This is a genomic window from Belnapia sp. (genome assembly GCF_059504005.1).
Window position 1 is genome coordinate 142,212 of the sequence record NZ_JCACHU010000056.1, and the last position, 17,667, is coordinate 159,878.

The 17,667-nt window shown below is 71.4% G+C and carries 19 protein-coding genes; 10 read left to right on the forward strand and 9 right to left on the reverse strand.

From position 1 onward, the window contains the following. The first annotated feature begins 101 nt into the window (after window positions 1–101). Entirely contained in the window at window positions 102–293 is a 192-nt protein-coding gene (locus AC5JJ1_RS09665) for a hypothetical protein (protein WP_495784907.1), read from the forward strand. Further along, window positions 290–1,684, forward strand: a complete 1,395-nt coding sequence (locus AC5JJ1_RS09670; RefSeq protein WP_495784908.1) for an amidase — start codon at window positions 290–292, stop codon at window positions 1,682–1,684. The genes AC5JJ1_RS09665 and AC5JJ1_RS09670 overlap by 4 nt, the downstream gene beginning before the upstream one ends. Before the next feature lie 22 nt (window positions 1,685–1,706). On the opposite strand, the gene AC5JJ1_RS09675 is transcribed toward AC5JJ1_RS09670, so the two are convergent. Continuing rightward, window positions 1,707–2,528: an SDR family NAD(P)-dependent oxidoreductase gene (locus tag AC5JJ1_RS09675; protein WP_495784909.1), complete on the reverse strand. Its 822-nt coding sequence runs from the start codon at window positions 2,526–2,528 to the stop codon at window positions 1,707–1,709. Between the two features lie 167 nt (window positions 2,529–2,695). On the opposite strand from AC5JJ1_RS09675, the gene AC5JJ1_RS09680 reads away from it, so the two are divergent. From AC5JJ1_RS09680 to AC5JJ1_RS09700, 5 genes are read left to right on the forward strand one after another with little or no spacing between them, the layout of a single operon-like run. Continuing rightward, window positions 2,696–3,088, forward strand: a complete 393-nt coding sequence (locus AC5JJ1_RS09680; RefSeq protein WP_495784910.1) for an RT0821/Lpp0805 family surface protein — start codon at window positions 2,696–2,698, stop codon at window positions 3,086–3,088. Beyond that, window positions 3,085–3,903, forward strand: a complete 819-nt coding sequence (locus tag AC5JJ1_RS09685; RefSeq protein ID WP_495784911.1) for an ABC transporter permease — start codon at window positions 3,085–3,087, stop codon at window positions 3,901–3,903. Before AC5JJ1_RS09680 ends, AC5JJ1_RS09685 begins: the two co-directional genes overlap by 4 nt. 3 nt (window positions 3,904–3,906) lie before the next feature. After that, window positions 3,907–4,554, forward strand: a complete 648-nt coding sequence (locus AC5JJ1_RS09690) for an ABC transporter ATP-binding protein (RefSeq protein WP_495784912.1) — start codon at window positions 3,907–3,909, stop codon at window positions 4,552–4,554. Beyond that, entirely contained in the window at window positions 4,511–5,716 is a 1,206-nt protein-coding gene (locus AC5JJ1_RS09695; protein ID WP_495784913.1) for a KpsE/RkpR family capsule polysaccharide export protein, read from the forward strand. Before AC5JJ1_RS09690 ends, AC5JJ1_RS09695 begins: the two co-directional genes overlap by 44 nt. A gap of 4 nt (window positions 5,717–5,720) precedes the next feature. After that, entirely contained in the window at window positions 5,721–7,490 is a 1,770-nt protein-coding gene (locus AC5JJ1_RS09700) for a polysaccharide biosynthesis/export family protein (RefSeq protein ID WP_495784914.1), read from the forward strand. 80 nt (window positions 7,491–7,570) lie between these two features. On the opposite strand, the gene AC5JJ1_RS09705 is transcribed toward AC5JJ1_RS09700, so the two are convergent. Beyond that, on the reverse strand, window positions 7,571–9,778 hold the full coding sequence (locus AC5JJ1_RS09705; protein ID WP_495784915.1) for a glycosyltransferase family 4 protein: 2,208 nt from the start codon (window positions 9,776–9,778) through the stop codon (window positions 7,571–7,573). Between the two features lie 86 nt (window positions 9,779–9,864). Next, window positions 9,865–10,005 (reverse strand): hypothetical protein, encoded by a 141-nt coding sequence (locus tag AC5JJ1_RS09710; RefSeq protein WP_495784916.1) that lies wholly within the window; start codon window positions 10,003–10,005, stop codon window positions 9,865–9,867. 189 nt (window positions 10,006–10,194) lie between these two features. Between AC5JJ1_RS09710 and AC5JJ1_RS09715 the strand changes: the two genes are divergently transcribed. Further along, the gene (locus tag AC5JJ1_RS09715; protein ID WP_495784917.1) at window positions 10,195–11,574 is read left to right on the forward strand and encodes a glycosyltransferase family 4 protein; all 1,380 of its coding nucleotides are present in this window, start codon (window positions 10,195–10,197) and stop codon (window positions 11,572–11,574) included. 197 nt (window positions 11,575–11,771) lie between these two features. Beyond that, window positions 11,772–12,158: a response regulator gene (locus AC5JJ1_RS09720; RefSeq protein ID WP_495784918.1), complete on the forward strand. Its 387-nt coding sequence runs from the start codon at window positions 11,772–11,774 to the stop codon at window positions 12,156–12,158. 110 nt (window positions 12,159–12,268) lie between these two features. Here the strand turns inward: AC5JJ1_RS09720 and AC5JJ1_RS09725 are convergent, their stop codons facing one another. Then, entirely contained in the window at window positions 12,269–13,438 is a 1,170-nt protein-coding gene (locus tag AC5JJ1_RS09725; RefSeq protein WP_495784919.1) for an E22 family MetX-like putative esterase, read from the reverse strand. Window positions 13,439–13,627: 189 nt separating this feature from the next. Here AC5JJ1_RS09725 and AC5JJ1_RS09730 point away from each other — a divergent pair, with 189 nt between their 5' ends. Beyond that, a complete protein-coding gene (locus AC5JJ1_RS09730) occupies window positions 13,628–15,745 on the forward strand; it encodes a sodium-translocating pyrophosphatase (RefSeq protein WP_495784920.1) in 2,118 nt (705 codons plus the stop codon). 87 nt (window positions 15,746–15,832) lie between these two features. On the opposite strand, the gene AC5JJ1_RS09735 is transcribed toward AC5JJ1_RS09730, so the two are convergent. The 5 genes from AC5JJ1_RS09735 to AC5JJ1_RS09755 form a co-directional block, all read right to left on the reverse strand. After that, window positions 15,833–16,051 (reverse strand): hypothetical protein, encoded by a 219-nt coding sequence (locus AC5JJ1_RS09735; protein WP_495784921.1) that lies wholly within the window; start codon window positions 16,049–16,051, stop codon window positions 15,833–15,835. 30 nt (window positions 16,052–16,081) lie between these two features. Then, window positions 16,082–16,252 carry a hypothetical protein gene (locus AC5JJ1_RS09740; RefSeq protein WP_495784922.1) on the reverse strand — a complete coding sequence of 57 codons (171 nt, stop codon included), beginning with the start codon at window positions 16,250–16,252 and terminating at the stop codon, window positions 16,082–16,084. A 97-nt stretch (window positions 16,253–16,349) separates the two neighbouring features. Beyond that, complete coding sequence (locus tag AC5JJ1_RS09745) at window positions 16,350–16,562, reverse strand: hypothetical protein (protein ID WP_495784923.1); 213 nt, start codon at window positions 16,560–16,562, stop codon at window positions 16,350–16,352. Between the two features lie 56 nt (window positions 16,563–16,618). After that, on the reverse strand, window positions 16,619–16,825 hold the full coding sequence (locus tag AC5JJ1_RS09750) for a cold-shock protein (protein ID WP_495784924.1): 207 nt from the start codon (window positions 16,823–16,825) through the stop codon (window positions 16,619–16,621). A gap of 176 nt (window positions 16,826–17,001) precedes the next feature. Then, the gene (locus AC5JJ1_RS09755; protein ID WP_495784925.1) at window positions 17,002–17,574 is read right to left on the reverse strand and encodes a GNAT family N-acetyltransferase; all 573 of its coding nucleotides are present in this window, start codon (window positions 17,572–17,574) and stop codon (window positions 17,002–17,004) included. Window positions 17,575–17,667 lie beyond the last annotated feature (93 nt).

Sequence of the window (17,667 nt, forward strand, 5' to 3'; positions counted from 1 at the left end):
CGGTAAGGCCGGGCCTCCTGCCCATCCCGGCGGCGCCTGCCAGGGTTCCGCGCCCTCCTCTTTTGCGCCACCATCGCCGCCGCAGCGAGAAGGGCAGCGGAATGGCGGAGGATGCCGAGACCCTGGCGAAGGCCGCCGGCCTCGACCGCGCCTGGCGGGACCACCGCGCCGATGTGGAGGAGGCGATCGCCCTCGCCGCCCGCTTCCGCGGCGCCTTCGCCCGCCCGGCGAACCCCGCCGCCGAGCCCATCCCGCCCTACCGCGCCCCGGCGAAGCCCCAGGGGGAGGCATGAGCGCGCCGCACACCCTGCCGCTGGCCGAGGCCGCCGCCCTCATCGCCGCCCGCCGCCTCTCGCCGGTCGAGCTGCTGCAATCCTGCCTCGACCGCATCGCGGCCGTGGAGCCGCGCCTCGACGCGGTCATCCGCCTCCTCGCCGAGGAAGCGATGGCCGATGCCCGCGCCGCCGAGGCCGAGATCTCCCGCGGCGGCCCGCGCAGCCCGCTGCACGGCATCCCGGTCGGGCTGAAGGACATCATCGACCTCGCCGGCCACCCGACCACCTGCCACTCGAAGCTGCAGCTCGACCGCGTCGCCGCCGAGGACGGGCATGCGACGGCCCGCCTCCGCGCCGCCGGCGCCCTCTTCCCGGCCAAGCTGGCGACGCATGAATTCGCCATCGGCGGGCCGGCCTTCGACCTGCCCTTCCCGCCCGCCCGCAATCCGTGGAATGCGGCGCACCATCCGGGCGGCTCCTCCTCCGGCTCGGGCGCCGCCGTCGCGGCGCGGATGCTGCCGGCGGCCCTCGGCACCGACACCGGCGGCTCCGTCCGCCATCCGGCCAGCCATTGCGGCCTGGTCGGGCTGAAGCCGACCTACGGACTGGTCTCCCGCCGCGGCGTCTTCCCGCTCTCCTTCACCCTCGACCATGTCGGGCCGATGACGCGCACGGTGCGCGACAATGCCCTGCTGCTGAACGCCATCGCCGGCCACGACCCCGCCGACCCGGGCAGCGCCCCGCACCCGCCCGAGGACTACACGCGCGACCTCCACAAGGGCCTGAAGGGCCTCCGCATCGGCTTCGTCCGCCACTTCCACGAGCACGACCAGCCGGCGACGCCCGAGACGGCCGCCGCCCTGGAGGCCGCCGCCGCCCTCCTCGCCGCCGAGGGCGCCCGGGTGACGAACCTGGTCCTGCCGCCGCTCGGCGAGTTCGCCGGGGTCAACCGCACCATCATGCTCGCCGAGGCGACCGCCATCCACGAGGCCTGGCTGCGCGAGCGCCCGGGCGACTATGCCCGCATCACCCGCCGCCGCCTGCTGCCGGGCATGTTCGTCACCGGCGCCGACTACGTGCAGGCCCAGCGCCGCCGCCGCGCGCTGGTCGCCGCCGTCGAAGCCGCCTTCGCCGAGGCCGACCTGCTGCTCTGCGCCAGCTCCATGGATCCCGCCTGCCGCATCGACGATGCCACGGAGGTGGAGCGCACCTATTCCCGCCAGGCCCGCACGCCCTTCAACGTCACCGGCCACCCGGCCATCGGCCTGATGTGCGGCCTGAGCCGCGAGGCCGGCCTGCCCCTCGGGATGCAGCTGGTCGCCCCAGGCTTCCGCGAAGCCCTGCTCTACCGCGCCGCCGCCGCCTTTGAGCGCGCCGCGCCGTGGAAGGACATGACGCCACCCGTCTGAGGCGGCTGCGCTGCGCCGGCGCTCAGCCCCGGGCCTCGCCTGACGGTCCCTGGTCCTCCGGCGCGATCCGGAAGCGGAAGCGCCGCACCAGCCGGTCCGCCACCGGGGCCGGCAGCAGGGCCAGCCCGCGCAGCGCCGCCGCCAGCCCCCAGGGCATCGCCACCCTGCCCTCGCCGCGGAGCAGGGCCCGCTCCAGCCGCGCCGCCACCGCCTCCACCGGCAGCTCGAGCGGATGCCGGCCGAGGAAGCGCGCCGACATCGCGCTCTCGAAGAAGCCCGGCGCCGCCACCGTCACCCGCAGCCCGGCCGGCCCATGCGCCGCCCTGAGCGCCTCGCCATAGGCCCAGAGCCCCGCCTTGCTCGCCGAATAGGCCGGGCTGTCCGGCAGGCCGACGAACCCCGCCACCGACCCGACCAGCAGCACGGAGCCCCGGCCGCGCGAGAGCATCCCCGGCAGCGCCGGCTCCACCAGGTTGACGGCCCCCATCAGGTTGACGGCGATCTGCGCGCTGGCCGCGGCATGCCCCTCGGGCCGGCCATCCGGCCCGGTGCCGCCGCTGATTCCCGCATTGGCGATGACGGCATCGACCGGCGCCGCTGCCTCCCACCCCGCGAGGCAGGCCGCCATGGCCGCCGCCTCCCGCACGTCGAGCGCCGCCGTCTCCACCACGGCCCCCCGCGCCTGGCAGGCCGCCGCGGTCTCGCCGAGCGCCGCCGCGCCGCGGGCAATCAGCCCCAGCCGCCGCCCCGGTTGCGCCAGCCGCAGCGCCAGCGCCGCCCCGAGCCCGCGCGACGCCCCGGTGACGACGAGATGGGCGAGGCTTGTCCCGGCAACCAGCGGCATCGCGTCGCTCCCAAAACGAAACCGGAACGATGGCGGAATGCCGGGCTTCGGTTAAGGCATCGTTTACGGACCCAAGCCTATAGGGGTGAACCGGCCCGCCTGTCGCAGGAAGAAAGCTTGTCCTTGGCTCGCGTTTTGGTAAAGGGATCGGGGGGCCATTGATCGTGATGCTGTGCAACTCTGGCTATGCCCGTCCCGGCCGGACGCAGATGGCGCGGCTCGTCCCGATGGTTCTGGGGCTTGGCCTGCTCGCCGGCTGCACCGCCGCCACGGCACCGGGCACCCCCGCCGCGCCGGTCGCCGCAGCCGCGCCGATGGACCCGCTCGTCGCCTTCGCCGCCACCGCCCAGCCCGGCGCCGAGACCACCCTCGCCCTCCCCGGCGGCGGCCCCGCCCTGGTCCGCGTGGTGCGCGCCTACAACGCCGCCAGCGGCCGCGAATGCCGCGAGCTGCTGGTCGGCGCCGGCATCGGCGAGCGGACCCGTCTGGTCTGCGGCGCGGACGGCCAATGGGCCGAGGCCCGTCCGCTGCTCCGGGGCGGCGGCCTGCAGCGCCCGTGAGCGGCGCCGCCCTGCCCGCGTCCGCCCCGGCCCGGCCCCGCGCCCGGATGGGCGACGCCCTCGCCTGCCAGCTGCGCGTCGTCGGCGCGCTGCTGCTGCGCGAGCTCGGCACGCGGTTCGGCCGCGACAATCTCGGCTATCTCTGGCTTTTCGTGGAGCCCGCGCTGCTCGGCGGCGCGCTCGGCACGCTGCACTACGTCATCGCCCATGCCATGCCGGGCGGGCTGAACCCCTTCGAGTTCTGGGTCGTCGCCTACATCCCCTTCTACCTGCTGCGCGGCATCATCAACCGGGCGCCCTTCGGCATCCAGGCCAACCAGTCGCTGCTCTACCACCGCAACGTCACCATCCACGACATCCTGCTGGCGCGGAACCTGCTCGAGGGCGCCGCCGTGCTCGGCGCGCTGGTGGTCTTCCTGGTCTTCTTTGGCATCGTCTTCGGCCATTGGCCGTCGGACCCGTTCAAGATGCTGTTCGGCATGGTGCTGATGCTGCTGCTCTCGCACGGCGTCTCGCTGCTGGTCTCGGCCGGCGCCGTCTACACCGAGCTGTTCGAGCGCCTGGTCCACCTCGTCACCTACCTGTCGATGCCGCTGCTCGGCGCCTTCTGGATGGTCTTCTGGCTGCCCTACGAGGCGCAGCGGCTCGCCCTCTGGATCCCGAGCGTGCATGTCTTCGAGCTGATCCGCGAAGGGCATTTCGGCGGCGCCGTGCCGACGACCTACGACATCGGCTATGTCCTCGCCTGGATCGCCGGCACCAACCTGCTCGGCATGGCCGCCATCCGTGCCGCCCGCCGCGACCTCGTGCTCTAGCCGATGATCCGCCTGCACGACATCCACAAGGCCTACAAGACCCATCTCGGGCCGCGGCCCGTGCTGCGCGGGATCGACGCCACCTTCCACCCCGGCGAGAAGGTCGGCATCCTCGGCCGCAACGGCGCCGGCAAGACCACCCTGCTGCGGCTCATCGCCGGCGTCGAATACCCGACCCGCGGCAAGGTCGACCGGGGGATGAGCGTCTCCTGGCCGCTCGGCTTCGCGGGCGCGATGCACTACAGCATCACCGGCGCCGACAATGCCCGCTTCATCGCCCGGATCTACGGCAAGCCGATCGGGGAGACGGTGGAGTTCGTCGAGGATTTCGCCGAGCTCGGCGAGTACTACCGCCTGCCGGTCAGGACCTATTCCTCGGGCATGATCATGCGGCTCGGCTTCGCCCTGTCGCTCGCCGTCGACTTCGAATGCTACCTGGTGGACGAGGTGATCGCCGTCGGCGATTCCCGCTTCGGCGAGCGCTGCCGCAAGGCGCTGGCCGAGCGCCAGGCCCGGAGCACGCTGCTCCTCGTATCCCACCAGGCGGACACGGTGCGGGCCTTCTGCACCACGGCCGCGGTCCTCAACGATGGTAGGCTGACCCGATATGACGATCTGGACCAGGCGATCGCCGTCTACCAAACGGTCTGACGCCGCGGATGCGCTCGACGGCGCCGGCTGGTCGGGGCCCGTCCCGCGCCCCGCGCTCGGCGCCAGGCTGCGCCGCTGGGCGAGGCGCCATGCCTATGGCCTCACCGTCATCCTGCCGACCGCGATCGCCGGCGCCTACCTCCTCGGCATCGCCGCCCCGCAATACGACAGCGAGGCGCGCTACCTGATCCGCGGCCGCGCCCCCGCGGCGCCCAGCCTGGGCGGGCTCGGCGACATGATGTCCGGCGGCGCCCTCCGCCCCTCGGCCGAGGATGCGATGGGCATCCGCGACTACCTGCAATCGCATGACGCCGTCGCCTCGCTGCGCCAGAGGCTGCCCCTCGTCGACATCTTCCGTCGCCCCGAGGCCGACCCGATCGCCCGCCTCTGGTGGGAGGAGCCGAATGCCGAGCGGCTGCTCGACTACTTCCGCCGCATGGTGACGGTCGAGTACGACACGACCAGCGGCATCACCGCCCTCCATGTCCGCAGCTTCCGCGCCGAGGATTCGCGCGGCGTCGCCACCGCCCTGCTCGACCTCTCGGAGGCCATGGTGAACCGGCTGAACGAGCGCCTGCAGCAGGACAGCCTCCGCGTCGCGCGCGAGGAGCTGGCCCGCGCCGAGGCCCGCCTGACCGCCGCGCAGCTCGGCATGAGCCAGTTCCGCGAGCGCGAGCGCGCGGTCGACCCGACGCGCTCCGCCGCCGTCGCCGTCGAGACCATCGGCAAGCTCGACGGCGCCCTGGCCCAGGCCCGCGCCGAGCTGGCCGAGGCGCAGCGCTTCGCCCGCGCCGACAACCCGCGCCTGACCACGCTGCGCAACCGCGTCGAGGCGCTGGGCGCCCAGGCCCGCGAGGAGCGCGAGCGCGTCAGCATCGGCGAGGCCGGCCTTTCCCAGCAGATCGGCGACTTCGAGCGGCTGAGCCTGGAGCGGGAGCTGGCGCGTGGCCAGCTCGCCTCCGCCACCGCCTCGCTCGAGAAGGCGCGGGCCGATGCCCAGCGCCAGCAGCTCTTCCTGCTCCGCGTGGTCGAGCCGAACCTCGCGGAATATGCCCGCTACCCGAAGGCGACCCTCACCGTGCTGTACATCTTCCTCGCCCTCTCCGTCGCCTATGGGCTGGCCTGGCTGCTCGTCGCCGGCATGCGCGAACATGCGGCCTGACGCGATGCGCAGCACCCTCCTCGCCGCCGCGCTGCTGGCCGCAGCCCCGGCCGCGGCGCAGACCCCGCTGCAGGCCTACCAGATGAACCAGCAGCAGCAACTGCTGAACCAGTCGGCCGCCGGCCTCGCCGCCCAGGGCCGCGCCGGCATGGGGGCGCCGAGCACCGGCGTGGTGCAGACCCTGCCGAACCTGCTGGGCTCGGAGCGCGTCGTCTCCCGCGCCGGGCAGGTGACGGAATCGGAGGGCGGCCCGGTCGCGGTCGGCCCGCTCGGCGACGGCCAGCGCGCCGCCGGCGTCACCGCCGTCTTCGGCGCCAGCCTCTTCACCCGCGAGGCGACCGCCGTCTCCGACGCGCCCAACCCGAACTACGTCATCGTCCCCGGCGACCGCGTCTCGCTCCGCGTCTGGGGCGCCGTGGAGGCGGAGGCGATGGGCGTCGTCGACCCCTCGGGCAACCTGTTCCTGCCGAATATCGGCCCGATCCGCGTCGCCGGCACCCGCGCTGGCGACCTGCAGCGCGTGGTTGAGGGCGAGGTGCAGAAGGTCTACACCAGCCAGGTCCAGGTCTATGCCGTGCTGCTGTCCACGCAGCGCATCGGCGTCTTCGTCACCGGCTTCGTCCGCACCCCCGGCCGCTTCGGCGGCTCCGCGGCGGACAGCGTGATCGACTTCCTGGTGCGCGCCGGCGGCGTCGACCCTGGCCGCGGTTCCTACCGCGAGATCGCCATCCAGCGCGGCGGCCGCAACGTCGCCAATGTCGACCTCTACCGCTTCCTGACCGAGGGCACGCTGCCGCAGCTCCGCCTGCAGGAGGGCGACACCATCGTCGTCGCCCGCCAGCGCGCGGTCGTCGGCGCCGATGGCGCGGTGCGCAACAACTACCTCTTCGAGGTGCCCGGCCGCGCCATGACAGGGCGCGAGCTGATCGACTATGCTCGGCCCCTCCCCTCCGCAACGAATGCCGTGGTGCGCGGCACCCGCAGCGGCCAGCCCTTCTCCCGCTACGCGACGCTGACGGAGCTCGCCGGCCAGACCCTTGCTGACCAGGACACCGTCACCTTCATCACCGACAGCCCGGCGCGGACGGTGCGCGTCACTGTCGAGGGCAGCCGCATCGGCCCCTCGGTGCTGGTCGCCGAGCGCGACACCCAGCTCTGCCAGCTGCTCGACCACATCGCGGTGGACCCGGTGCTGGCCGATACCCGCTCGGTCTTCCTCCTCCGCCCCTCGATCGCCCAGCAGCAGCGCCGCGCGATCGACGAGGCGCTCGATAGGCTGGAGCGCCAGCTCTTCCTCGCCGTCTCGCCGACCACCGGCGTCGCGGCGATCCGGGCGAGCGAGGCCAACCTCGTCTCCTCCTACATCCAGCGCGCCCGGCGCACCCAGCCGGAGGGCCGCGTCGTCGTCTCCGACGGCGACGGCCGCTGCGCGCCGATCCGGCTCGAGGATGGCGACGTCATCGTCATCCCCGAGCGCTCGCAGACCGTGCTGGTCGCCGGCGAGGTGACGGCCCCGCATGCCGTCATCTGGCGTCAGGACATGCGCCTCGCCGATTACGTCCGCGCCGCCGGCGGCTTCACCCCGCGCGGCAGCGAGGGGTCGATCATGATCCGCCGCGCCAGCGGCGAGCTGGTGCTGGAGCCGCGAGAGAACCTGCGCCCGGGCGACGAGCTGATCGTCCTGCCGCGGCTCGACCCCAAGGCCTTCCAGATCGGCAGCGACCTGCTCGGCCTGCTCTACCAGATCGCCGTCTCGACCCGCATCTTCCTCTGAGCGGCGGGGCCTGACGAAAAACCCCTCCCGGGCAGGCCGCCCGGGAGGGGTTTTCCATGTCCGGCGCAGGAAGCCGGCTGTCAGGCGGCGACCATCCGCGGCAGCGCCGCCCGCTCCAGGTAGTCGAGCCGCGCCGCCAGGTCGTCCCGCCGGCAGGCCATCAGGCTGCGCACCCCGATCCCGGCCTGCCGCCCGTCCGGCAGCGTCACGCCGCGGTCGACCTCAATCTCCACCTCGATCTCGCCGCCCGCCGCCGCCTCGACCTCGAGCATGCAGAACAGCGCCTCGCCCGCCGCCGCCGCCACCTCGCGGGAGGCGCCGGGCGCCGTGCCCCGCATCCCGGCGCGGATGCGGAAGGCGAGAGCCTGCGGCGGCGCCAGCAGTTCGAGATAGACCCGCAGCCGCCCGGCCTCGGCCTCCGGCTCCAGCGGCAGGCGCAGCAGGCTCCGCCCGGGGCCGGTCCAGACCCCCCAATCCTCCAGATTGTGCCAGCCCTCGCCGTCGCGCAGCAGGTCGGCCATCGCCATGGCGGGGCTCGGCTCCGGCCCCGGCAGCAGCCGCAGCGCATGCACCTCGCCCAGCCGGCAGGCGAGCCGCTCGCGCGGCGCCGGCAGGCGGATGCGCCCCGCCTCCCGCACCGCGGCCTGGACCTGGGCCGCGACCTCCGCCCAGGGCCGCGGCGGCGGGGCGGCGGCCAGCGCCGCCTCCCGCCCCGCCCGGAAGCCCGGCTCGAAGACCAGCCGCTCCAGCTTCGCCACCAGGTCGGGCTCGCTCTGCGGGGTGAAGTAGACGGCGCTGTCCCGCCCCGCCTCGCGCAGCGAGGAATGGTCCGGCACCAGCGGCACCTTGCCGGCCGCCAGGCTCTCCGTCACCGGCAGGCCCCAGCCCTCGTAGAAGCTGTTGTAGAGGGTGAAGAGGCAGCCCCGGTACAGCGCGCTCAGCTCGGTATCCGGCACGCCGTGCAGCAGGTGCACCTTGGCCCGGAGCGCCGGCGAGTTCCGGTGCAGCTGCAGCGCCGCCTCGGCCAGCCAGCCCTGCTTGCCGACGCAGACGAGGTCCGGCACCGCCTCCGCCCCATGCCGGCGCAGCAGCCCGAGCCAGGCGTTGAAGGCGAGCAGGTGGTTCTTCCGCGACTCGATGGTGCCGACGAAGAGTACATAGGGCCGGCCGGAGCGCAGCAGCGGCGGCAGCGCACCGCCGCCGGTGGGCGGGTCGGCGGCATCCAGCGGCACGGTGAAGGCCGGGATCTCGAGTCCCGGCAGCAGCCGCCGCTGCGCCCGCCGGAAATCCGCCCGGGTGCACTCGGAATTGGTCAGCACCGCATCGGCATGCAGGCAGACCGAGGCGAACCAACGGGCGAATTCATCGACGAGCCCGCCCGGGCAATGCTCCGGCACCAGCAGCGGGATGCAGTCATGGATGAAGGGGATGTAGCGCAGGCCGAACCGCGCCTGGGCCTGCCGCACCACGCGCAGGTAGTCGGGAATCCACCAGGAGGTGCCGAGATTGACCAGGCTCGCCCCCGGCAGGACGTCGAGCGGCGGCGCCTCCCGCAGCGCCTCCTCCACCGCTTGAAGGACCGCCCGCCAGGCGGGGTCCCCGACCGCGCTGCCCTCCCGCGACAGCGCCGCGAGCCGGAGGAACAGCGCCGGCGCCAGCGGCTTCCACTCCCCCATGGCGGCATCGAAGCCGACGATGGCGACGCCCCCGGCATCCGCCGCCGCCAGCGCCTCGCGGATGACGTTCAGCTGGACGCGCTGGATGCCGGTCGGTGCCCGGTTGTGGCGGAAATAGTCGAGCAGGTCGGACGCGTCGAAGATGAGGGAGCCCGCCGCCGCCCGCCCGGCCGGCACCGCCGGCAGCGCGGCCGCCGAGGCGAGCGCGCGCTCCTCGACCGCGGCCGCGTGCAGCGCCAGCAACTCGCCCCGCGCCGCGTCGCTGGCCGGATCGAGGGTCAGCGCCCTGGCATATTCCTCGAGCGCCTCATCCTGTCGGCCGAGCAGCTTCAGCGCATGGCCGATCTGGAGATGGATGTCGCCATCCGCGGGGCATTCCCGCTCCGCATCGCGATAGGCGAGCAGCGCCGCATGCGGGTCCCCGGCCTCCTTCAGGCAGTGCCCGTACTGGACCCGGATCGACCATTCCCTGGGCCGCGAGCGGAGGAAGGCGGCATAGGCGGAGGCGGCCTCGGCCCAGGCGCCGGCATCCCGCAGGGCGTCGGCCCGGGTCAACGCCGCATCGGGGTCGGCCCCGGCGTCGATGCCGCCGGCCCAGGTCATGATGTCCATCCGACGGATCCTCGCGGTCAACCAGATCAGCTTGCGGTTAAACCGCCGCTGTCTGGCTGCCGGTATCCTCCATCAGCGCGTTGCGCTCAAGAGAATGCGAGCAGCAGGAGGAGAATCGGCAACATCAGCAGGAGGATGGCGCTTGCGCGGATGATAAGAACGGCAAGATCAACCATGCCGAGAGCAGCAGCGCTGCGCAGCGGGAGGGCGGCCTCCGAGGCCGCCAAGTCAACAACCCTTTCCGAGGACCGCGCCACGTTAGGCTCCCGAACCAACCAGGCGATAAGACACCCGCTTTTACCGCGCCACAAGGGATAACATGGAACGGTGAATGTTTCGGAAATAGTGGGTCCCTTTTCTCTTCTTCAACTTTCTGTGCAACTCGACCCGACGCCCCCGATCCCGAAGGCCCTCGCATGACCTCCCAGGCCCGGCCCCGCCTCTTCCTCGACGGCTACAACCTCGCCCTCGGCCAGGGCACCGGCGTCGCGACCTATGCGCGCAACCTCAGCCTGGCGATGGGGGCGCTCGGCGCCGAGGTTGGCGTGCTCTACGGCACCCGCGCCGCGCCCTCGCTCGACCCGCTAATTCGCGAGATCGCCTTCTTCGACGAGCGCGTCGGCGACCCGCCGCAATGGCTCGTCGCGCTCCGCAGGGCGAAGCGCATGCTGCGCGCCCCGGTCGGCGAGCTCGCGGTGCCGGTGCCCATCACCGGCCAGGTGATCGCCACCACCTTCCGCGACCGCCTGCCGCATTTCGACGAGATCTGGAACACCCGCGACCTGTTCCAGCAGGCCCATGCGCATTACCGCATCTTCGGCCGCGAGCTCCGGGTGGAGATCCCGAAGCCCCCGCAGCTCATGCACTGGACCTATCCGCTGCCGCTCCACGCCAAGGGCACGCGCAACATCTACACGATGCACGACCTGGTGCCGCTGCGCCTGCCCTATACGACGCTCGACAACAAGCGCCGCTACTACCGGCTGAACCGCCGCCTCGGCCGCGAGGCCGACCACATCGTCACCGTCTCCGAGGCCTCGAAGCGGGACATCGTCAGCCTGCTCGGCGTGCCGGAGGAGCGCGTCACCAACACCTACCAGGCCGTCGACATCCCCCGGAAGTTCACCGACGCGCCGATGCACCAGGTCGCCGCCGAAGTGCAGGGCAGCTTCGGCCTCGAGGCCGGCGGGTACTGGCTCTTCTTCGGCGCCATCGAGCCGAAGAAGAATGTCGGCCGCATGATCCAGGCCTTCCTCGCCAGCGGCGTCGAGGGCCCGCTCGTCATCGTCGGCAAGAAGGCCTGGAAGTCGGAGGAGGAGCTGCGCCTCATGTTCGACGACCATATCCGCTACCTGGTGCAGGAGGGAATGACGCTCCGCACCCGGCACAAGATCATGCTGCTCGACTACGCCCCCTTCCGCCTCCTGGTGAACCTGATCCGCGGCGCCCGCGGCGTGCTCTTCCCCTCGCTTTACGAGGGCTTCGGCCTGCCCGCCCTCGAGGCGATGCTGCTCGGCACGCCGGTCATCACCTCCAACACCGCCTCCATGCCGGAGGTGGTGGGCGATGCGGCGCTGACGATCGACCCCTACGACATCAGCAGCCTGGTGCAGGCGATCCAGGCCATGGACCGGGACGAGCTGCTCCGCGCCCGGCTCGCCCAGGCCGGCCCGCAGCGGGCCGCGCTCTTCAGCGCGGAGCGCTATGCCGCGAGGCTCGCCGCCCTCTACGCCCGGCTCGGCGTCCCGCCCGCCGCGGGCCAGCCGGCGCCTGCCGAGTACCGGATGGCGGTCTGACCCTGCCCCCAATGCAGATCCGCCACAGCGGCTGATTTACCCGTGCGCTCAACGGAACTTGAAATTGCCTGCACCAATGATCGGCTAAACCAGCGATAGGCGTAATGCGGCATGCGATCCCATCGAGGTTGCAGGAACGGCGTATTGGGGCTGACATGGATCAGGCGCTGGGATCAAGGAACGGCATACGCGTCCTGGTGGCCGAGGACGAGCCCCTCGCCGCCATGGTCGTCGAGGACGTGCTGAGCGAGCTCGGCTACGACGTCCTGCTCGCCTCGGATGGCGAGGAGGCCATGCGCATGGCCGAACTCCATGGATTCGACGTCCTGGTCACCGACCTCGCCATGCCGCGCATGACGGGGTGGGAGCTGATTCCCCGCCTCCGCACTCAGCGCCCCGACCTGCCGGTGGTGGTCATGACCGGCTTCCTGCCCCCGAACGGGCGGGAGGTCCTGCTCTCCGGCCAGGGCGGGCCGCTCGCCCTGGTGCTCAAGCCCTTCGAGATCAATCACCTCATCCGGGCCATCGAGAAGGTCATCGGCGCGCAGGCCGAGCCGGCGCCCGCCCTGCTGCCGCTGCACTAGAGCAAACTCCGATCAGGTGATGCCACCTGATCGGAGGTATGTGCTCAATCAAACGACAGGCTAGAGCGGGTTGCGTGAGCCTATGCGAACGGAACCCGCGCCAAGGACGGTCACTGCGCCAGGAAGGCCCTGATCCGATCCCCGGCCGGCGCCATCCCGACCACGCCGTTCAGATGGCCGAGCGGCCCGTCGAGCTCCGCCGCCTCCACCTGCTTGCCCGCCCCGCGCAGCGTCTCCACGAACTCGCGCACGCCATCCGCGACGAAGACCCGGTCGGTCGGCGCCGAGATCACCAGCCAGCGCGCCGGCCCGCCCGAGAGCGCCGCGGCGAAGCTTGGGTACTCGTTCAGGAAGAGCTGGTTCGCCCGCACCATGTAGAGGAAGGAGTTCGCGTCCGAGGTGCGCGCCCGCGCCGCCGCCGCGTCGTCGAGCCAGCGCTCGATGGCGAAGCGGTCGCCGATCCGCCGCGCCGGGTCCTGCCCCTCCGGCACCCGCCGGTCATACTGCCTGGCCCAGGGCCGGTCGCGCGCATGCAGGGTGACGATCTTCCAGGCCTCCGCCAGGCCGCGCAGCGGCGCCTCCCGCCCTGGGCCGTAGTAATTGCCCTCCGCCCAGTTCGGGTCGAGGCGGATCGGCGCCTCCCAGATGTCGAGCCAGCCCTGCATCCAGGCATCGATATCGGCGGCGATGACGGGCATCACCCGCTCAATGAAGCCCGGATAGGCGGCCGCCCATTCGATGCTCTGCAGCCCGCCATTCGACGGCCCTGCGACCATCGCCAGGCGCTTGACCCCGAGGCTGTCCAGCAGCCGCTTCTGCGTCTCGACGAAATCGCGCATGGAGACGACGGGGAAGGTCAGGGCATAGGGCCGGCCGGTATCTGGGTTGATGCTCGCCGGCCCCGTCGTCACGGTGTTCGCATCCGGCACGTTCACGTTGACCAGCGTATCGGCCGAGACGACGAAGTACCGGTCCGTGTCGATCGGCTTGCCCGGGCCGATGATCGCATCCCAGTAGCCCGCCGGCCCGCCCGCCGCGAGCCGCCCGAAGGCATGGCTGTTGCCGCTGAAGAAGTGGCAGATGAGGATGGCGTTGGTCCCCTCAGCATTCAGCCGCCCCATGGTCTGGTAGCCGATGCGGAGGTTGGCGATGGTCGCCCCGCCGCGGGTCTGGTAGGCGCCGCCCTCGAAAACCCGCTTCTCCACGACATCCTGCGCCATCGCCGGCCCCGTCCACAGCCCGAGCGCCAGAGCCAGCGCCGGCAAAGCACGCCGCATCATCCGCATTTCCCCCAAAGGAATTCCTCCCTCCATCGTGACGATACGCCGGCCGCCCGACAAGCCTCGCAACTGCTGATATGGCGCCGGAATGCACCAGGGACACCGTTGCGCCGCTACCGCTGCCCGCCTAGCCTCGCCCTACCAGCGCCCCCAGAAGGGCGCGGCGAACCTAGGGGGGCTTCCGTCTTGATGACAGTGACGTTGCTGCTCGTGATCCTGCTCGGGGGGCTGTCCCTCGCCTATGGCGTGGTGACCGCCAGGCAGGTCATGGCGCTCGATGCGGGCAACGCCCGCATGCAGGAGATCGCCCAGGCGATCCAGGAGGGCGCGCAGGCCTATCTGAAGCGCCAGTACATGACCATCGGCCTCGTCGGCATCGTGCTGTTCGCAGCGATCGTGCTCTGGCTCGGCATCGGGGTCGCCATGGGCTTCCTGCTCGGCGCGGTGCTGTCAGGCCTGGCGGGCTTCATCGGCATGAACGTCTCGGTACGGGCCAATGTGCGCACCGCCCAGGCCTCCAGCACCTCGCTCGCCGCGGGGCTCGACGTCGCCTTCAAGTCGGGCGCCATCACCGGCATGCTGGTCGCCGGCCTCGCCCTGCTCGGCGTCGCCGTCTACTTCTTCATCCTGGTGATCCTCGTCGGCCATGCGCCGAACAGCCGCCCGGTCATCGACGCGCTCGTGGCGCTCGGCTTCGGCGCCTCGCTGATCTCGATCTTCGCCCGCCTCGGCGGCGGCATCTTCACCAAGGGCGCCGATGTCGGCGGCGACATGGTCGGCAAGGTCGAGGCCGGCATCCCCGAGGACGACCCCCGCAACCCCGCCACCATCGCCGACAACGTGGGCGACAACGTGGGCGACTGCGCCGGCATGGCCGCCGACCTGTTCGAGACCTATGCCGTGACCATGGTGGCGACCATGGTGCTCGCCGCGATCGCCTTCCCCACCGACATGCTGGCGGCCGGCATGCTCTTCCCGCTCACCATCGGCGCGGTCTGCGTTGTCACCTCCATCGCCGGCACCTATTTCGTGAAGCTGCCGGCCAACAACTCCATCATGGGGGCGATGTACCGCGGCTTCATCGTCACCGGCGTCCTCTCGCTGATCGTGCTGCTGCCGCTGAGCTACCTGGTCTTCGGCACCGGCACGCTGAGCGCGGGCGGGGCCAATTTCACCGCCTTCTCGCTCTTCCTCTGCGGCTTCGTCGGCCTCATCGTCACCGGCCTCATCATCGTGGTGACGGAGTACTACACCGGCACCGACTACCGCCCGGTCAAGGCCATCGCCGAAAGCTCGGTGACGGGCCACGGCACCAACGTCATCCGCGGCCTCGCCGTCAGCATGGAGAGCACCGCGATCCCGGCGCTCATCATCATCGCCGGCGTGCTGTTCAGCTACAACCTGGCGGGGCTCTACGGCATCGCCATCGCGGTGACGACGATGCTGGCGCTGGCCGGCATGGTGGTCGCGCTCGACGCCTTCGGCCCGGTGACGGACAATGCCGGCGGCATCGCCGAGATGGCCGGCCTGCCGAAGGAGATCCGCGTCACGACGGATGCGCTGGACGCCGTCGGCAACACGACGAAGGCGGTGACCAAGGGCTATGCGATCGGCTCGGCTGGCCTCGGCGCGTTGGTGCTCTTCGCCGCCTATACCCAGGACCTCGCCTATTTCTCGGCGAACGCCGCGAGCTTCCCCTATTTCGCCGGGATCGGGGCGCTGACCTTCAGCTTGACCAGCCCCTATGTGGTGATGGGCCTGCTCTTCGGCGGCGCGCTGCCCTTCCTCTTCGGCGGCATGGCGATGACCGCCGTCGGCCGCGCCGCCATGGCGGTGGTGGAGGAGGTGCGGAAGCAGTTCCGCGAGAAGCCCGGCATCATGCAGGGCACCGACCGGCCCGATTACGGCCGCGCCGTCGACATCCTCACCAAGGCGGCGATCAAGGAGATGATCATCCCGTCGCTGCTGCCGGTGCTGTCGCCGCTGGTCTGCTACTTCGGCATCACGGCCATCGCCGGGAAGGCGGCGGGCTTCGAGGCGCTGGGAGCGATGCTGCTCGGCGTCATCGTCACCGGCTTCTTCGTCGCCGTCTCGATGACGACCGGCGGCGGCGCCTGGGACAATGCGAAGAAGTACATCGAGGAAGGCCATCACGGCGGCAAAGGCTCGGACGCCCACAAGGCCGCGGTGACGGGCGACACGGTGGGCGATCCCTACAAGGACACGGCCGGCCCCGCGGTCAACCCGATGATCAAGATCACCAACATCGTGGCGCTTTTGCTGCTGGCGATCCTCGCCCATAGCTGAGCAGTCACCGCAATGCCGCCGCGCCTCGGCGCGGCGGGCTCCCAAGGCGAAAGGGCCGGCGGATCGCTCCGCCGGCTCTTTGTTCGATCACCGACCCGCCCGGGCCAGCGTCAGAATGGCCCGTTGCGGCTTGCCGGAGGCTTCGGCGATCCGCCTGTCCTGCGCCTCGATCTCGTCCCGCGCCGGGTCGTCGCCATCGAGGCCGCCCAGCAACTCCGTCAGCACCTTGCGATTGGAGGCACGGCTGCCATCCGCATAGGCGACATCGAACAACACGTATTTCCCGTCATCGCGGCGCTTGGCCATGATCCAATCCTCATGCCGCCGCAGCGGCGCTTATTTGTCCTGCTCCGCAGGCTCGTCCTCGGGCGGTAGGCCGGCGCCTTCGCGCTCCGCCTTGCGGCGGGCCGCGGCCTCCTCGCGCTCTCGCTGCTTGGCTTCCTGCTTCGCCTGCTTGCCGCGATTCACCTCGGACCGCTGCTGGCCGTAATTCGGTCTGCGCGCCATCGGCTGCTCCTGGAGCTCCGGTGCTGAAGGCCCGGACACGTGATTCTACGCCGCCGGCCTCATGCCGCAGCGGCTACGGTGACCGCGCCTGGGCCGCTCAGCTGAAGGCGGCAGGCGGTCCGCCGCGAAGCTGGTTCTCGGGCACCACGCGCTCATGCCCGTCCTGCTGGTGCTTCACCCGGTACTCGCGGACATTCGCCGGGCCAGGGAGCTGTCGCACCACGGTGTAGAGGCCGCGCGGCACATTGCCATCGAAGCGGCCGGCGATGAATTCGACATTCTGGCCGACGGTGTAGAGATGCGTAGCCATACAGGCCTCCTGCCACCGTAGAAAAGAAAAAGGCGGGCCGAAGCCCGCCCCCTCGCTCAGTCGAGCTTCAGGTTGCAAGCGGAGAGCTTGCCCTGCTGGCCGCGCTGCACGTCGAAGCTGATGCGCTGGCCGTCCTGCAGGCCCTGGAGGCCAGAGCGCTGGACATCGGAGATGTGGACGAAAACGTCAGCGGTACCGTCCTCGGGCTGGATGAAGCCGTAGCCCTTGGTCGCGTTGAACCACTTAACAGTGCCGGTAGACATGCGGGGAATCCCATCATGCAAGGGTGCCGTCCCACGCCATCGCGGGGCGGGCCAATCTGCCTTTGAGGGACGGAAACCAGGCTCGGGCTCCCGGGGGAGCAAACGAAACGGGCCGAACCAGACGGGTTGACGGTCTAGGTATGGGCCTTCGCCAACCCGAATGCAATGGGCCCGGCTCAGCCGATCCGCAGCCGCGACGGGATGGGCAGGCCGAGATGCAGCGGCACGTTCCACACCTCCCGCACCGTCCTGAGCCGCCCGAATCCCGCAGCCAGGTAGTTCGGCAGCGCCCGCGGATGGTCCGCCGTGCAGGTATTCACCGTCAGCGCCCGCGTGCCCTGCGCCCAGCCCGCCTCGACGGCATGGCCGAGGAAGGCCCGCCCGAGGCCGGCGCCGATCGCATGCGGCATCAGCCCGAAATAGGAGAGGTTGACCAGCGGCCGGTTGCGCCGGTCGATCTCGTAGAAACCCGCCGGCTCGCCATCCTTGTAGAGTACATGGATGGTGACGCCCGGATCGGCCAGCACCCGGCCGAGCTCCGCCTCGGTCAGCGTCCGCCGCAGCCACCAGACATAGTCGTGTCCGACCGTGTCGTAGAGGTAGCGGTAGAAGCCCGTCGTGCAGCGCGTCGCCTCGACCACGGTGGCCCCGGGCGGCAGCGGCAGCGGCGGATCGGCCGGCCGCCGGTCCATCCGCAGGAAGGTGACATCGACGGCGACCGCCGCCGTCCGCTCCGCCGCCACGCTCATGCCGCGCGCTCCGCTGCGACGCCCCTGGTCAGTTGTCGAGGAAGCTGCGCAGCTTGCGGCTGCGGCTCGGATGCTTCAGCTTCCGCAGCGCCT

Coding starts and splice junctions, on each gene's coding strand:
- AC5JJ1_RS09665 (WP_495784907.1), top strand. CDS start 102: ATGGCGGAGGATGCCGAGACCCTGGCGAAGGCCGCCGGCCTCGACCGC.
- AC5JJ1_RS09670 (WP_495784908.1), top strand. CDS start 290: ATGAGCGCGCCGCACACCCTGCCGCTGGCCGAGGCCGCCGCCCTCATC.
- AC5JJ1_RS09675 (WP_495784909.1), bottom strand. CDS start 2,528: ATGCCGCTGGTTGCCGGGACAAGCCTCGCCCATCTCGTCGTCACCGGG.
- AC5JJ1_RS09680 (WP_495784910.1), top strand. CDS start 2,696: ATGCTGTGCAACTCTGGCTATGCCCGTCCCGGCCGGACGCAGATGGCG.
- AC5JJ1_RS09690 (WP_495784912.1), top strand. CDS start 3,907: ATGATCCGCCTGCACGACATCCACAAGGCCTACAAGACCCATCTCGGG.
- AC5JJ1_RS09695 (WP_495784913.1), top strand. CDS start 4,511: ATGACGATCTGGACCAGGCGATCGCCGTCTACCAAACGGTCTGACGCC.
- AC5JJ1_RS09700 (WP_495784914.1), top strand. CDS start 5,721: ATGCGCAGCACCCTCCTCGCCGCCGCGCTGCTGGCCGCAGCCCCGGCC.
- AC5JJ1_RS09705 (WP_495784915.1), bottom strand. CDS start 9,778: ATGGACATCATGACCTGGGCCGGCGGCATCGACGCCGGGGCCGACCCC.
- AC5JJ1_RS09715 (WP_495784917.1), top strand. CDS start 10,195: ATGACCTCCCAGGCCCGGCCCCGCCTCTTCCTCGACGGCTACAACCTC.
- AC5JJ1_RS09725 (WP_495784919.1), bottom strand. CDS start 13,438: ATGATGCGGCGTGCTTTGCCGGCGCTGGCTCTGGCGCTCGGGCTGTGG.
- AC5JJ1_RS09730 (WP_495784920.1), top strand. CDS start 13,628: ATGACAGTGACGTTGCTGCTCGTGATCCTGCTCGGGGGGCTGTCCCTC.
- AC5JJ1_RS09735 (WP_495784921.1), bottom strand. CDS start 16,051: ATGGCCAAGCGCCGCGATGACGGGAAATACGTGTTGTTCGATGTCGCC.
- AC5JJ1_RS09740 (WP_495784922.1), bottom strand. CDS start 16,252: ATGGCGCGCAGACCGAATTACGGCCAGCAGCGGTCCGAGGTGAATCGC.
- AC5JJ1_RS09745 (WP_495784923.1), bottom strand. CDS start 16,562: ATGGCTACGCATCTCTACACCGTCGGCCAGAATGTCGAATTCATCGCC.
- AC5JJ1_RS09750 (WP_495784924.1), bottom strand. CDS start 16,825: ATGTCTACCGGCACTGTTAAGTGGTTCAACGCGACCAAGGGCTACGGC.
- AC5JJ1_RS09755 (WP_495784925.1), bottom strand. CDS start 17,574: ATGAGCGTGGCGGCGGAGCGGACGGCGGCGGTCGCCGTCGATGTCACC.